At 71.4% G+C, this 14,689-nt stretch carries 15 protein-coding genes and 1 pseudogene; 5 read left to right on the top strand and 11 right to left on the bottom strand.

Translation table 11 applies throughout. The features are described 5' to 3' along the window. Positions 1–128 precede the first annotated feature (128 nt). Positions 129–755 (bottom strand): annotated as a pseudogene (locus tag AB2L28_RS13595) (phosphotransferase); the annotation flags it as partial. 13 nt (positions 756–768) lie between these two features. Continuing rightward, a complete protein-coding gene (locus AB2L28_RS13600; RefSeq protein ID WP_370719517.1) occupies positions 769–1,221 on the bottom strand; it encodes a hypothetical protein in 453 nt (150 codons plus the stop codon). A gap of 194 nt (positions 1,222–1,415) precedes the next feature. On the opposite strand from AB2L28_RS13600, the gene AB2L28_RS13605 reads away from it, so the two are divergent. After that, positions 1,416–1,730 carry a hypothetical protein gene (locus AB2L28_RS13605; protein ID WP_370719518.1) on the top strand — a complete coding sequence of 105 codons (315 nt, stop codon included), beginning with the start codon at positions 1,416–1,418 and terminating at the stop codon, positions 1,728–1,730. 134 nt (positions 1,731–1,864) lie between these two features. Here the strand turns inward: AB2L28_RS13605 and AB2L28_RS13610 are convergent, their stop codons facing one another. Further along, complete coding sequence (locus AB2L28_RS13610) at positions 1,865–2,458, bottom strand: hypothetical protein (RefSeq protein ID WP_370719519.1); 594 nt, start codon at positions 2,456–2,458, stop codon at positions 1,865–1,867. 607 nt (positions 2,459–3,065) lie between these two features. Here AB2L28_RS13610 and AB2L28_RS13615 point away from each other — a divergent pair. The 3 genes from AB2L28_RS13615 (at position 3,066) to AB2L28_RS13625 (ending at position 5,731) form a co-directional block, all read left to right on the top strand. Then, positions 3,066–3,662, top strand: a complete 597-nt coding sequence (locus AB2L28_RS13615; RefSeq protein ID WP_370719520.1) for an RNA polymerase sigma factor — start codon at positions 3,066–3,068, stop codon at positions 3,660–3,662. After that, complete coding sequence (locus AB2L28_RS13620; RefSeq protein ID WP_370719521.1) at positions 3,659–4,603, top strand: hypothetical protein; 945 nt, start codon at positions 3,659–3,661, stop codon at positions 4,601–4,603. The genes AB2L28_RS13615 and AB2L28_RS13620 overlap by 4 nt, the downstream gene beginning before the upstream one ends. A 333-nt stretch (positions 4,604–4,936) precedes the next feature. Beyond that, the gene (locus AB2L28_RS13625) at positions 4,937–5,731 is read left to right on the top strand and encodes a hypothetical protein (RefSeq protein WP_370719522.1); all 795 of its coding nucleotides are present in this window, start codon (positions 4,937–4,939) and stop codon (positions 5,729–5,731) included. Between the two features lie 49 nt (positions 5,732–5,780). On the opposite strand, the gene AB2L28_RS13630 is transcribed toward AB2L28_RS13625, so the two are convergent. From AB2L28_RS13630 to AB2L28_RS13650, 5 genes are all read right to left on the bottom strand, one after another. Further along, positions 5,781–6,572, bottom strand: coding sequence for a hypothetical protein (locus AB2L28_RS13630; RefSeq protein WP_370719523.1), 792 nt, complete (start codon positions 6,570–6,572; stop codon positions 5,781–5,783). A gap of 173 nt (positions 6,573–6,745) precedes the next feature. Next, positions 6,746–6,949 (bottom strand): hypothetical protein, encoded by a 204-nt coding sequence (locus AB2L28_RS13635; protein WP_370719524.1) that lies wholly within the window; start codon positions 6,947–6,949, stop codon positions 6,746–6,748. 81 nt (positions 6,950–7,030) lie between these two features. After that, entirely contained in the window at positions 7,031–7,306 is a 276-nt protein-coding gene (locus tag AB2L28_RS13640; RefSeq protein ID WP_370719525.1) for a hypothetical protein, read from the bottom strand. A 115-nt stretch (positions 7,307–7,421) separates the two neighbouring features. Further along, the gene (locus AB2L28_RS13645; RefSeq protein WP_370719526.1) at positions 7,422–8,828 is read right to left on the bottom strand and encodes an MFS transporter; all 1,407 of its coding nucleotides are present in this window, start codon (positions 8,826–8,828) and stop codon (positions 7,422–7,424) included. 111 nt (positions 8,829–8,939) lie between these two features. Then, entirely contained in the window at positions 8,940–9,386 is a 447-nt protein-coding gene (locus AB2L28_RS13650) for a hypothetical protein (RefSeq protein WP_370719527.1), read from the bottom strand. 405 nt (positions 9,387–9,791) lie between these two features. Between AB2L28_RS13650 and AB2L28_RS13655 the strand changes: the two genes are divergently transcribed. Further along, a complete protein-coding gene (locus AB2L28_RS13655) occupies positions 9,792–11,144 on the top strand; it encodes an MFS transporter (RefSeq protein WP_370719528.1) in 1,353 nt (450 codons plus the stop codon). Here AB2L28_RS13655 and AB2L28_RS13660 read toward each other — a convergent pair. From AB2L28_RS13660 to AB2L28_RS13670, 3 genes are all read right to left on the bottom strand, one after another. Next, positions 11,044–12,225 carry a TolB family protein gene (locus AB2L28_RS13660; RefSeq protein WP_370719529.1) on the bottom strand — a complete coding sequence of 394 codons (1,182 nt, stop codon included), beginning with the start codon at positions 12,223–12,225 and terminating at the stop codon, positions 11,044–11,046. The genes AB2L28_RS13655 and AB2L28_RS13660 overlap by 101 nt on opposite strands. Before the next feature lie 81 nt (positions 12,226–12,306). Continuing rightward, a complete protein-coding gene (locus AB2L28_RS13665) occupies positions 12,307–13,161 on the bottom strand; it encodes an ATP-grasp domain-containing protein (RefSeq protein ID WP_370719530.1) in 855 nt (284 codons plus the stop codon). Positions 13,162–13,213: 52 nt separating this feature from the next. After that, complete coding sequence (locus AB2L28_RS13670) at positions 13,214–14,629, bottom strand: DUF2079 domain-containing protein (RefSeq protein WP_370719531.1); 1,416 nt, start codon at positions 14,627–14,629, stop codon at positions 13,214–13,216. Between the last annotated feature and the right edge of the window lie 60 nt (positions 14,630–14,689).

Consider the following 14,689-nt stretch of genomic DNA (forward strand, 5'->3'; position numbering starts at 1 on the left):
CGTGATCGCCCGCGGCCGGCGACGTCGCGGTCTTGTCGATGACCGCGCTTCGCGCTCCTGCCGATGTCCGATAAATCACCCAGCACGCCCCTGACGAGCATCGACGCCGGCTGCCGCCGTACTTCCGCTCAGCGCGGGTATTCAGCAAGGACCCGGTGGAGCGCCTTACGCCCTGCCCGACCCCACGCCGGCTTACCACCAGGTAGTCCGCGCTCTCCGTTCTGGCCCATCAGCAGCAGAAACAAGCTCTTGAGCACGGCCAAACCGCGAGCCCGCCGGATCGTCGAGTCGTCCGCCCGCCCGTAGGCTTGGAAGAACCGAGCCGCCGCACCGGTCGGTAGCAGGACCCAGGCCGCCGCTAGGTCCACCGCCGGGTCGCCGGCAAACAGGTCGCCGAAGTCGACGATCCCCGACAGCATCTCGTCGGCGACGACGACGTTCGCCGGGTGCAGGTCGCCGTGCACCCACACCGGTGGCCCCTGCCACGCCGGCGCGGCCACGGCGTCGTCCCAGACGGCTCGGACGTCAGCGGCGGATTCGACCGCGTCGGCGTCCAGGGCGATGAGGAAGTGCTCGAAGCCGTCGCCGCAGTCCCTGGGGTGCGCACCCCGGCCCGTGTCTGCTGGTGCCTCCGCCGGAGTAGGCACATGCAGTGCTTGCAGGAAGGCCGCCAGAACGTCCGCGGCGTGCTCGCCGCGGGTGATCGAGCCGCGGTCCAGCGGCAGACCCGGCACCCACGTCATGACCGTCCACATCTAGCCTGCGACCTCAGTCGGCGTGCCGGTGGTACTCGGCCAAGCCCTGCTCGATCCGAGCGGCAACGGCCCCAGCCAGCCGCCCCAGGTCCTCCCCGGCGTAGACCGCGGCCAGCTCCTCCAGCAGCTCACCCGCCACGTACAGCTCCTCAGCGGTCAGCACCGGAGGCCGCGGACGAGGAAGGGCCTGAACCACCTCGCACCGGGGACCGCCGGGAACGCTCACCACGCGACCGTCGTCGGTGTGCAGCACGGCCTTGTAGCTGCCATCCGGCTGATCGGTGCGCTTCTCCCAGATGCCTTCACCGACGAGCGTCCCGTCCAGGCGGAGGTGGACGCGGACCCGCTCTCCGTCCTGGGGGTCGCGGTGCTCAAAGCTCCATCCCAGAACAGCCGCCCAAAAGTCGCGCTTGAGGCCGGGGTTGCCAGGGACGTCCTTGGCGGTGACCCGCGTCGTCTCCTCCATGCCCAGCCACGGTAGGGGCCGCATCGGACACGAGCGGGCACCGGTGTAGGCAGAGCCCCGGTAGGCAGCAGATCGAGATCTCGCGGTCATCCCGCGGCGCGCGGGCGCACGGTGATGTCGATGGCCGCATAGTTGGGACCTGCAGGTCTACGAAAGAGCAGCGTGGAGATCACCTGTGCGTAGAGGGTGAGCACATGAGGATGACGTCCCGTCCCTGGTCCGCGCGAATCCTGCTCCTCGGGTGCGCTGCGATCGCCGTCGGAATCCTGTTGCTGTTCCACCCGACGACCACGACCTACGAGGGCGCCCAACTCGACTGCGGATCGGCGATCTCGCCGAGCAGTGCCGCCGTCGCGGGGTACGACTGCTCGGTGGACGAGCGGCGCTTCACCGCGGTCTCGATCATGACGAGTGGGGCTTTCGTCGCCCTCGTCGCTGGGCTGTGGCCGGCCTTGCGGGGTGGGGAGCGGGTGCAAAGCGTCCCGGACGCCAGCCCCTCTCGCCACTGAGGCACATCCCGTCCTGCCCTCCATCTGTGGCGGCTCGACGGCCAAGCGGGACGCACGGTCATCCCGCCCTCCGGGTGCCACTCGCTGACCGGCGGCAATTGCCCAGGCAGCGATGCTGGCCGCGGTCGGCTCGACTACCGCAGGTAGCTGCTGAAGCTGCCGAAGAGCGAACCGCCCAGGAGCAGCAGCACCCAGAAGGCGCCGACGATCTTCAGCTCCCCAGGCATCACCCAGCGCCGCGCAACAGCACCCTCGCCCGTCCCCGCCTCGACGCCGGGCTGCACCAGGTCCTGATCGGTCACCACGGACAGACCCCGCAGGTCCATCCACCGTGACCGCTCCGCGGCGTACAGACAGACTCGCCGCCCATCGTGCAACGTCACCCGCGGGTAGGTCGTCCCCTGCTCAACACCGGCGACCTGCGCCTGCGGGATGACCCAACGAGTCAGGAAGTTCTGCACGGTGATGCCGCCTGGCGCCAACCGCACGTACGGCACCGCGAAGAGCAGGACGAACAGGAAGCTGCCGAGACCGATGACGGCAGTCACCAGGGTGCCGAACGACCGTGTAGCCCAGGGATCCTCGCCCAGGTAGACGAAGCCCATTGGGTCGCTCAGGCACCACACCACCGTGAGCAGGACCCAGCCGAGCCAGCCGCTGATCTGATTGGTGCGGTTGCGCAGCACCCGCGCGTCTTGGCCAGCACGGTGGCGGCCCACCTTGAGCACCTCGTTCCAGAGTCTTAGGTCGGGATCCCATCGGCGGGGGGAGCCGGCTCCTAAGTCTCTTGAAGCAGCGCCACCCATCCGCTCACGGCGCCCTGCGGGCGACGTCACGGTCATCCCGCGGATAGTGCGCGTTCCTGGGCAACGACGGACACAGGGCATCACAGGGACGTGACCGTCTCCATGGAGGAGTCGGCTTCGCCTGGGACGATCAGCCGGTGATGGGTGAGGACTCTGAGGTGGTGGCTCGAAGGCGCCCGCGTGTCTGGCCGTGGGGCGTCCTCGCGGTGGTCGGAGCGGTCGTCGCCACCTACGTCTCGGACGCCATGGGGTGGCCATGGTGGGTGCGCGGCCTGCTGATGGGGGCGTGCATCGGTGTGTTCTCGAGCTTGGCAGGCCGAGCTGCGCGTCGCCGCCGTGATGCGCGCACGGCCCGGGACTCGTCGAGCTGAGGAAGTGGCCGATGTCGAGCGGTCCTCTCCCCACGAGTGAGGAAAGATCGCTCGGTCTTGCCGCGGTGCGCGGGCGCACGGTCATCCCGCAGACCAGGAGCTCGTCATCCGGGCCTTGTGTCCTGTAACCAACCACGCTCGTCCGGACACTAGGTGGTGTGGACAGCACCGATGAGGCCCTATGGGCAGCCGCCCGCAGCGGCGACGGCGACGCCTTCGCCGCCCTCTTCGACCGCCACCACGGCCGTGTGCACCGCCACAGCGCCCGACTGCTCACCACCGCAGCCGACGCCGACGACGTCACCGCCGCCACCTTCTTGGAACTGTGGCGCCGCCGCGACGACGTCCACCCCACCACCGGCAGCCTCCTGCCGTGGCTGCTGGTCACCGCCACCAACCTGACCCGCAACACCACCCGGAGCACCCGCCGCTACCGCGACCTGCTGCACCGCCTGCACCACCAACCCGCACCACACCGCACCCCTGACGTCGCTGACGTCGCTGAGGTCCACACCGCCGCCCACCTCGACGAGCCCCTAGCCACTGCCTTACGGGTGCTGCGCACACCGGACCTGCAGCTGATCACCCTGGTGGTCCTCGAAGACCTCACCCTCACCGAAGCCGCCACCGTCCTGGGGCTGAGCCCGGGTGCGGCCAAGACCCGCCTGCACCGCGCCCGCACCCGCCTACGCACCGCCCTGGCCGACCACCCCGCCGCCAGTCGCCTGCGCGCACCCGAAGGGCAGCACCCATGACCGAGCCGATCTCCACCCCCAACACCACCCGGGCCGCTGCCCAAGAGGCCGCTCGAGACGCCGCTTTGGATGCTGAGGTCCGCGACCGCTTCACCGCCCACGAGCCGGCTGCGCTGGACCCGGTGTTCCGCGAGGCCCTGCGCACCCACCTGCGCCAGATGGTCACCGCATCGGCCACCGCGTCGGGCGAGACCACGGCCAAGAGCGAGGCGGTGTCCCGCCCCGCACGGCGTCGCCACTGGCCTCGGCGACGCACCCTGACCCTGGCTGCGGTCCTGGCCGCCGGCCTCGGCGGAGGTGGAGCAGCCCTGGCCTCGGGAGTGCTGCCGCTGCCGGGCGCCGATGACGTCGTCTTGCGCACCCCGGCCCAGACCGTCGTGCACACCGGCACCGCCACCGTCGACCTCGGCGAGCGGCCTGCCGGAGTCACCAGCGTCGAACTGACGCTGACCTGCCTCAGTGCTGGCACCTTCACCTTCGACGACGGCGCCAGCCTGTCCTGCGCCCCCGGTGACGTCACCGCCCAGGCAGCATCGGTCCCCACTCCTGGCCTGGCGGCGCAGCACAGCGGCAGCGCCGGGTACACCCTGGCGTTGAAGGCGGGTCAGAGCACCACCACGATCACCGCCACGGCTGGCACCCGGTGGTCCCTGACGACCGCTTACTCCACCCGCACACCGACCGAGTGGGCGCTCAACGCCCACGGTCAGACCTACGGCGTGACCAAGGACGACGGCAGCCAACCGGACCTGATCGCCGTCGTAGCGACCACCAGCACCGGCCAGCAGGGCTACGTCCGCGCCAGCGACTTGAATCCGCCGCTGAACTTCACCTCCCCGCAGGAAGCAGCTCAGTGGTCAGCAGCGCAACCGCCTGTGCGGACGCTGCCCGTGTACGCCTCCGACGGCACGACCGTCATCGGAAGCTTCCAGGCCGGCTGATCACAGCACTTCACGGTCATCCCGCCGTCCGAACCTCACGAGCGACGGCGCAGACCACGGTCGTGCTCGAAGATCACCCGACCCCAGCGTCCCGAAAACCAGTGTTTTCGGACCGACCTCAGCGCCGGACAGGACTCAGCACGGTCACGACCACAGATGATCGCTTGATCGAAGCCAACACGGCTGCTAGTGGCGTCAGTGCCGCGTACGGCGCGTTGACAGCGAGCGCTGCATGACTCGCGAGTCGACTTTTGTCGAGCCAGGGGAGCGGCGACACTTGTCCCCATGCCCCTTCGTTCTCCGTTGTACCTGGACGCTGAGACCCTTGTCGCATTGGCTGAGTATCATGATATCGATGTTCCAAGGAAGGCGTCTATCACCGAGAAGAAAATCCGCGAACGAGGTAGTTTAGGTCAGGGCGATGATGGAGCATTTGGCAACGCCGCCAGCGGCCGCATCAATATTGAGTACCAGACAACATATGAACTCAACCCGAGCAACAAGGTAACGGCCAGCAAAATTATTGACGGCCTAATAAAGTCAAAAGCGGTTATTACTCAGCCTGCCGAATCTATCACTGTAGAGAAAGATGTCGTTTTTGAACTTGAAGGATGCACGCGGATCACCGCTGCCAGCACTGCCGGTAAGATGCTGCATATTATCCGGCGTCTCATCGAACGATCCGACACCAGCTTTGACGAAGTATTTGCCCTTCAAGCAGACGATCCCGAGGTAGCGGAGGAGCTTCGCAAGGTATATCTAGGTAATGAGCTGCTTCCCATTCCTGTCCTTATGGAGCTCACTGGCTGCGATTTGCCCCGTAAAATCTACATTAATGTACGGCCGAATCATTTCGTGGACGCCGCATCTGCTGACAAAATTGAAGGTAGGTTACGAATTCTAGGAACGGTCAGCCACGTTATTGCCGGGGGTCCTGATGGGTTTCTAAGCGCCGAAGAGTGGCTCTTGAATGGATATGAATATTTGTTCAAGCGCACCCTCATGACAAAACTTCATGGCACTGTAGAAAACCTCATGAGCGCATTTGACCTTGACCTGCCTGCAGACGATGTTCACGGACATATCACCGGACCAGCCATCGTGCTTGACGCGATCGCGATCTACTAACCGCCCGAACGCACTACCGTGCAGCAAATCGAATAAGATCCCGGCTACGTCAAGGGGTCAGCACAAGGGCTCCCAACCGGCCCCATTGCACAACAAGCACGGCAAGGTGCACTACCCCACGTGCTTGCTCCAAAGTCGGCGCGGGTCGCTGGTCGCCGCCGTGACGCTTAGGATCAGGCCACATTAAACGCAGCATTTGTTCGAGCGTGCGCGCAGCGTTCAGTGGCTGCTTACGCTTTGCATCGGCGTCCTCATTGCCGACGTGCAGCACTAGTTTGTGGTTACTTAAGAAAGCGCCAGCGATGTCGGAAAGTGTTGCCTTGTCCTTATTGGGGACCGCAATCGGCCGCAAGATAGCCTCAACTGCTTTGATGGAGTGATCCCAGGCGTCAGCTGCATCGGGGTGTAGGCCGTACGCTTTATCCCAGGCCTCAGCGAGGGCCGCGCTCGCCTCGTCGGCAGGACTAGTGGACTTTTTAAAGTCCGCGAACGCCACTTCATCTACCCGCTTTTGAAGGCCATAAGGGCGTTCACCGACGGACCATCCAGCATAACCTGCGTCCAGGAGATCGCTGAGCGCTTGCCGTTGAGACTCGTCGTACCCTGTGCGATGCAGGAAATGCAAAGTCGCGTCAAGGACATCGAGTAGATGATCGTCCTCTATGTCCGCATAGTCTGCCAGCTGTTCCCCGGGGCTCTTCATGAAGCTTAGCTCTCCGATGTCGAGCCGGTGATTCAGTGAGGCGGCGACTAGATGGACGACATCACCACCACGCTCCAACGTTTTGATGATCCAGCTTCGTAGACTGGGCCCCAGAGAAAGGGGGATGCCGTCGCTCATTATGCGAGCTGGGCGCTTACCCTGTCGTACGCTCAATGGTTGATAGTCACTCATAGTTTCACTATACCTAGATGACAGAAGGGGGTAATTCGTTTAGCACCTAGTCACGCATACGCAAGGCCGATAATATTTCTTATGACAAAGTGCGCCTGAAGCCACTCTCCCGCAGTGGTTCAGGACGGGTCGTGCTCGCCCTGCCCCGCCAGCCGAGGCACGTCGGTGCGGTTTGCCTGGCGGCTGGCCCTTTTGGTCGGGTCCAGCTGGGCGAGCTCGCGGGTCTGCGCTTCCACGGGACGCCCGGCCGCGTCCCCCATCGCCACCAGCGCCCGCGCGGCGAGCACGTCGGCGCGCGTGGCCGACTCCGTCGTCACGCTCACGTCCGCGGCCCTCCGTTCAGCCTGGCCAGCTCCACCATGACGTCGTACATCATCCCCCGATCGACCTCAGATGCCGAGGGGTCACGCGACAACGACGTCAAGACCACCCACCCAGCCTCCTCCAGCTTGGGGTTGCCCGACTGCGACACCGCCTCGACCGCCCAGTGGAAGCGCGCCCACAGCTCCGCGCGCGGCCGCGACCTGCGTGTCCCGGTTCGCCTGCTCCGCCGCCGCCAGCGTCAGGCAGTTCTGCTCAGCGGCCGCCGTCGTCGAGACGCGGTTCTGCCGGCCTTGGACGAACAACGCGACCACCCCGACGGCGCCGGCGATGATCCCGGCCCACAGCGTCGAGTCCACGCACGCACCGTGGCGGTGCCCTCTCCGGCACCGGCTCGACCTGGCGTCGGACGTCACGCACATATCGATGTCGGGGCGGCGCTTCGGGCGTGCTCGGCGCGTCTTCAACGGACGTCTACTGCGCCCTCACAGCGTGAGCGGGCAATCGCCGCGCCAGCCACGGCAGCAACAGCAACGCCCCTGCGCAGCCCAGCGCGACCGCCGCCCACGGCAGCCACGACGCCACCGCGAACAACCCGACCAGCAACGGCGCCAGCAGCGCGGTGGCGTTGAAGCCGTACTGCACCGTCGCCATGTACCGCCCGTACGCCGCCACCGGCGCCGACGCCTCGGCCATCGCCATCACCCGGACCCCGATCAGCATGGCCGAGACCGCCAGTACGACCGTGGAAGCCAGCAGCCACACCGGCTGCCACCCCCCACCGATGGACGGGGCCGCGGCGCACATCGCGCACCAGGCGAGGACCAGCACCGTCCCGGCGGTGACGGTGCGGGTGCGCGTCCACCCACTCGTCCAGCGCACCACCAGCGCGGTGCTGGTGGAGGTGATGCCGGTCAGCAGCGCGATGGAGGCCCCCGGCACCCACCCCGGTGCGTGCAGCCGCTCCAGAGCCCACACCGAGAAGCCGACGAGGTGGACGTCGGTGGCCAGGCCCGTCAGGGCGATCACCACCAGCAGGACCAGGAAGGGACGGTCCCGCCAGGGCCGCGGCGCAGCCCTCACCGTGGCGTCCGACGGCGCGGCCGGCGTGCGGACATCGGACGTGGTGGCGCTGCCAGCAAGGTCCGTGGCGTACGGGCCGGCCTCACCGGAGATGGCCGGGTGCGCCGGAGCCTGCGCCGCAGCGGGGGCGTGGCGGTCACGGGCGGGCTTGATGTGGACCAGGCGCCACAGCAGACCGGCGGCCAGCACGAAGGTCAACGCGTCGACAGCGACCGCGACACGCAGGGCCGAGGTGTCCAGCCACGTCAGCAGGGCGGCGGCGAGCAGGGCGCCGAGACCGAAGGCGGCCGAGCGGATCATGTCGACGTGGGCGAACGGCCCGTCCTTGGGCCCATCGCCGGCGACGGCGGCGATGAGGGAGAACAGGGAGCTGTAGAAGGTCTGCGTCCCGGCCGCGACCAGCACCGCCCCGCCGACCGCCAGAGCCACCGCGGCCCCTCGACCGGACCCGGCCCTGCTGCTTGTGCTGCTGGTGGTGCCGGCCAGGAGGTAGAGCGTCATGCCGACGGCCTGGATGAGCTGGGAGGTGATGACGACGCGACGGGGCCCGAAGCGATCCACGACGGTGCCCACGACCAACGGGGCGCCCAGACCGGCGAGGGTGCCGAGGAACAGCAGCGTCCCGGCCAGGCCGACCGACAAGCCGACGACCTGGACGCTGTAGACGAGCACCAGGGGCAGGAACAGGCCGGAGCCGAAGTTGTCGACGGCCAAGGCCAGCAGCAGCCCCCAGCGGGAGCGGTCGTCCTCGCGCGACCAGGTCGGGACCTCCTCGGTGCCCACTGCGGTGCGTGCCACAGGTCACGAACGTAGAGCAGCCCTGGGCCGACGGAGGGGAGCCGGACGTCACGGTCATCCCGTACGTCCGGGGATCAGCCCGCGGCCTCGTCCCCGGACGGGGAGGCGCCCCTAGAGGGTCCGAGCCGTCCGACGGCGTCGCAGCTTCGCGACGCCCACGGCGGCGACCATCGTCACCCCCGCGAGAGCGAGCTGGAGCAACGGCGCGTAGAGCAGGCCGAGGACCGCGGTGGACGACTCCGAGGTGTGGATGCTCCACAGCACCCACGCGGTCAGGGCGATGAGCAGCAGGTCCCCGAGGAGCACCACCGAGGTCGCCCCTCGCCAGTACCGACGCACGGAGGCACCCACCGCGACCGCGGCGGCGAACGGCAGCAGCGCCCACGCGCCGAACGCGATCACGAAGACCACCGACCCGACGCTCTCGGTGACGAGGTCCCAGCTCGTCAGGTACGCCGTCGCCACCAGCGTCGTCACCGCCCCCACCGCGGGCAACCCCACGAGAGCGAGCAGCACGGGGTCGCGGAGGGACGGGAGACGGCGGAACGCGGTGGTCACACGTCAACGGTGACACCTGAGCGGCGTCCAGGAGGGCGGTTCAGCCCCGCGTCCGTGCCGAGACGCGGTCGTCCTGCGCTCGGGACGCGATCACGGAGCGCCGGGACCTACGCCGCGGCGCCGGGCTGCCGGTGAGCGGGACGACCCCGACGCCGACCACGGCCGCGGCCGGTCGCAGGAGTTCCTGCGACGCGCCGGCCGGGCCGGGGGTGGGAGCTGCGCCGGGGGTGGGGGCCCGGCGCCCGCTACGGTGACGACGTGATCGAGCTCCCGGGGTAGGTCGGGGGCCTCGCGTGCCGCGCACGCACGAGCCACCCGACCCCCGTCGAGACGACCGGCCGACCCGTGACGTGCCACCGGCACCCGGCGCCGGTCCCCCTCGGCCTGCCCCGATGGAGACCCCCCGTGTCGCACCCCGACCCGGTGGTGGGCTACCGCGCGCTCCTGGCCCTGCCCGGAGTGCCCCTGGTGCTCACCGCCGCCACCCTCGCCCGCCTGTCCTACGCCACCTTCGTCCTGTCCCTCCTGCTGGCCGTGCAGAGCGCCACCGGCTCCTACGCCGCGGCCGGGACCGCCCTGGGCGTCTACGGCCTGACCGCCTCGACGATGCCCGCCAAGGCGCGGCTGCTCGACACCGTCGGCGCCCGCCGCGTCCTGCCCCTGCTCAGCACCCTGTTCGCCCTCGCGCTCACGGGCCTGGCCGTCGCCGCCGGCGGCGGGGTGACGGCCGTGCCGGTCCACGTCGCCGGCGCGGCCGTGGCGGGGGTGGTCGCCCCACCGGTCGGGCCGACCGTGCGCGCGGTGTGGGCCCGGCTCACCCCCGACCCCGGGTCGAGGCAGCGCGCCTACGGCCTCGACGCGGTCGTGGAGTCCGGGCTGTTCGCCCTCGGCCCGGTCCTGGCCGCGGCCCTGGCCCAGACCGCCGGACCCGCGCTCGCGCTGGCCGGGACGGCCGTCGTGCACCTGCTGGGTGGGCTGCTGATGGCGGTCTCGCCCCTGCTGGCCCGCCCCGGCAGCGCCTCCCCCGCCGCACCACCCCCCTCACGCCGGCCCTGCTCACCCTTGCGACGGGTGCTGGGGCCCCTGGCCCGGCCCGGGTACGCCGTCCTGCTCGTCTTCACCTTCGCCACCGGCCTCGGCAACGACCCCCTCGAGGTCGCGGTCGTGGCCCGCGGGCAGCAGGCCGGCGCGACCGCCCCCGGGCTGCTGCTGGCGGTCCTGTCGGTCTCCGCGGCCGCGGGCGGGCTGGCGTGGGGGCACCTGGTCGGCACCGCCCGCGGACGCCGTCTCCGCCGCGCCTCGCCCTGGAGCGTGCTCGCCGTCCTGGCCGCGGTCACCTCGGTCGCGGCCGCCGCGGCGGCCCTGGCGCCGGGGGTGGCCTGGCTGGTGGTGGCGCTGGTCGTCGTGGGGGCGGCCGGCGCGCCCCTCGCGGTGGTGGTCTACACCGCCGCGGACCGCCTCAGCGGCCTGGACGGGGGCGCGGAGGCGACGACCTGGGTGAACACCGCCACCAACCTCGGTGCCTCCCTCGGCACCGCCGGCGCCGGTGCGCTCGTCGACGCCCACGGCACCGCCAGCGCCTTCTGGGCCGGTGCGGCCGTCACCGCCGCCGCCGCGGTCGGGGCGTGGAGCCGCCGGTGGTGCGCCCACCCCACCGCTACGGGCGCAGCGGACGGCGGGCGCGCTCCAGGGCGGGGGCGTCGGGGACGACCGGCTGGACGACGAGGTCGGCGCTCGCGAAGCCGCCGGCGGCGGTGAGCAGGGAGGGAGCACCCCCGTCCAGCGGGACCTCCCACACCGCAGGATCCGCCGAGCCGTGGTCGCAGCCCTCGCAGGCGGGCACCGGGGTGAAGCCGTCCAGCGCCAGGAAGCTCCCGTCCGGCGCCCACGCGAGGTGCTCGACCCGGACCGGTGCAGGACCCAGGTCCCGCAGCACCCGGCCCTCGACGTCGGTGACGACGATGCGGGGGGACCCGGCGGGTCGGGAGGTGACGCCCTCCCCCGGCGCCGCCGGGGCCTGCGGGGTGCGGACCACCGCCAGCTCGGTGCCGTCGGGGGAGGAGGCCGGGAACTCCTCGGCGGCGTCGGGGGTCCACACCCGCACCGCCGTGGCGGTGGCCACGTCGATGCGCACCAGGTCCTGCCCCAGCTCGTCCGAGCGGGAGGCGACCACCGTCGTCCCGTCCGCGGAGAAGGTGGGCCACCCGCTGCGCCGGGCGTCACCGGCCACCTGCCGGATCGTGCCGCCGGCGACGTCGGCGAGGAAGACCTCGTAGTCGCCGCCGGTGCAGGGGTCTCCGGGCTGGGCCCGCCACAGCAGCACGGACCCGGCGGGGGAGAAGGTCAGGTCCGCGGTGTTCGCCGGCACCTCCCCGAGGGTCCGGACGCTCTCCCCGGGGGAGATCAGCACGAGCTCGGCGCGGCGGACGGGCGGGTCGGTGGCGCAGTCGGAGTCCGGCTGCACCGCGGCGCGGGCGACGGCCACCGTGCCATCGGGAGCGGCGGCCACGGCCCGCAGGTCGTACCCGCTCACGAGGGCGCGACGGTCGCTGCCGTCGGGGCGAGCGCTGTGGAGGGTGGAGCCGCCGTCCGTGCGGCCGTCGAACCCGATCCAGACCAGGCGCCGGCCGTCCGCGCTCCAGGTCACGTCCCCGGGCCGTCCCGGAGCGACGGTCCGCACCAGGCCGGTGCCGCTGTCCACGGTCAGCAGGCTCTGCTCGGTGTCGGCGCCGACCCAGCCGCTGAAGGCGACCAGGCCACCGGCGCGCGCGGCGCCGGGGGCGGCGGAGGAGGCGGCGAGGACCAGGACCCCGACGGCGGCCACGCTGCGTCTGCGCACGCTCCACCACACACCACCAGCGGGCCCGCCGTCCTCGGTTCACCCCTCACCGGGCGGACGGGGCGGCGGGCCGGCACCGGGTCAGGCCGCGAACTCGGCGTACCCCGTCGCCTCGTCCTGCCCCACCGCGACGACCGGCTCCTGCGCCCGGGCGCGCGCCAGCTGCGTCTCCTCCGCCCGCCACGCCCACCGCTCGACCCCGACGACGTTGGCGTGCTCGACCGCGTCGACGAACGCCACCGGGTCGCAGGCGTACGGGCCCGACGCCCACAGCGGGTTGGCCTCCACGACCAGCCACCGGCGGTTCCCCCGGTCCCACGCCACGTCCAGCGAGCACACCGGCGGGCGGTCCGGACCCAGCTCGCGCACGACGTGGCGGGCGAACGCCGCCGCCTCCGGCGAGCGGTCCGAGGACAGCGAGGGGCTCCACGCCCGCCCCGCCACCCGGTAGGGGCTACCGGTGAGCACCTGCCCCTCGCACACGACGAACCGGTGCTCGTGGTCGAGGTCCAGCAGGTCCCTGCAGTGCTGCACGCGCAGCCGCTCGTCGGCACCGTCGGCCAGCGCGGCGCGGCGGAAGTCCGCCACGTCCCAGACCCCGGCGGGCGCCCCCACCAGCTTCAGCAGCGCCGGCTTCAGGAACACCCGCCCGGGCGGGACCCGGTCCAGCGTCGTGGAGACCACCCGTCGCCCCAGCAGGTCGGGGTCGAGGCCGCTGAGCCAGTCCCACGGGGGCGCGGCCAGCGCCGGCGCCAGCCCGGCCAGCTGCAGCCGGGCGGCGTAGGCGTCGGCCATCCAGAACGTCAGGGAGTCGAACTCGCCCGCCGCCGGCACCTGCCCGGCGTAGGACAGGAACAGGCGACGCCCGCCGCGGCCCGGGGCCAGGCGCACCGCGACGGTGGTGGATTCCGCGATGACGCACAGGGCACGGGACACCCGACCACGCTGGCCGAGCACCGGGCTCACCGTCCAGCGGGTTGCCGGTCCATCAGCGGTCGCCGGTGAAGTGCACGACGGCCGTGCCGCCGACCTGCGTCACCACCACCCCGGGCAGGTCCCGGGTGCGCGCCAGCCACGCCCGCGTCCGCTCGGCGCCCATCCCCAGGTTCGCCCGGTCGGTGGCGAGGACGACCCAGTCCGGCAGCCCGTCGAGCGGCTGGTCCACCGACCAGCCGCGCACGTCGTGCCCGCCCCCGGCGCGCCCCAGCAGGTAGGGCCCCGAGGAGTTGTCCGCCGCCACCACCGCCCCGGTGGGGATGACGTCCGAGGCGGTGCGCAGCGCCTCCACCCGCGCCGCGGGCCGCCACGTCGTGGCGGCCGTGAGCAGACCGCCGGGGGGCAGCAGCACGACGGTGACCACCGCGGAGCAGGCCGCGGCCCCCCACGCGGTCCCCGGCAGCAGGCCCCGCCGGTCCGGCACCCGGCGCAGGACGTCCACGAGCGCGACGCCGGTGACGGGCACCAGGACCAGGTCGTAGTGCAGGGTGCTGGACAGGTAGCTCGGCTCGTGCGAGACCAGCCGCCACGCGAGCGTCGGCACCGTCAGCAGCGCCAGCGGCGAGCGCACCCAGACGAGGCCGCCGCCCACCACCACCGTCACCACCAGCAGCAGCCGGTCCGCGGTGCTGACGCCACCGGCCGCGGGGGCGGCGGAGAAGGTGGACAGCCGGGTCAGGTCGTGCGCGGGGCTGACCGCCAGCATCGTCCCCAGCGCGAGCGCGACCCCGGCGACGGCGCCCACGGCGAGCAGCACCCCGAGGCGGCGCCGGCCCTGCCAGAAGACGACGAGGGCCACGGCGGCGACGGTGGCGCCGAGGTCCTCCTTCACCAGCAGCAGGGGCAGGGACCACCAGCACGCGGCCACCTGCCGCCGCTCCAGCAGCGCCGTCGCGCTCAGGGCCAGGAACGGCACCGCCAGGCACACCTCGTGCACGTCGAAGCGGGCCGCCGCGAGCGCCCCGTGGGCGGTCCCGACCGCCACCGCGACGGCCGCCGCGACGCCCGGCGGCAGGTGCCGCACGGCGCACCGGGCGACCAGGGCCGCCCCCAGGCCCAGCAGCACCCCCTGGGCCACCAGCAGGCTGCGCGGGTCGGGCCACAGGGCCCAGACGGGTCCGAACACCGCGGTGAGCGGGGAGAAGTGGTCCCCCAGCAGGCGCTTGCCCCCCAGGACGCCCGAGGTGGGCAGCCGCCCCGAGGCCCAGGACGCCGCGGACTGGCTGAAGATGCCGAGGTCGTAGGAGTGCGCCTCGCCCTGCTGGAACCGGCCCACCCCGAGCGCGACGTACGCCGCCGCCGAGACCAGCCCGGTGAGCAGGACCAGCAGGCGTCCCCGCGGTGACGCGGCTCGTGGACGCAGCCCCGGGCCGGCGGCACCTCGCACCCCGGGTGCCGCGCTCCTCACGTCCGCACCGTAGCGAGGGACCGCGGCGCGGGAGCACCCGCACCACCCACCCCGGCCGGC

Source organism: Kineococcus mangrovi (genome assembly GCF_041320705.1).
Taxonomy (GTDB): domain Bacteria; phylum Actinomycetota; class Actinomycetes; order Actinomycetales; family Kineococcaceae; genus Kineococcus; species Kineococcus mangrovi.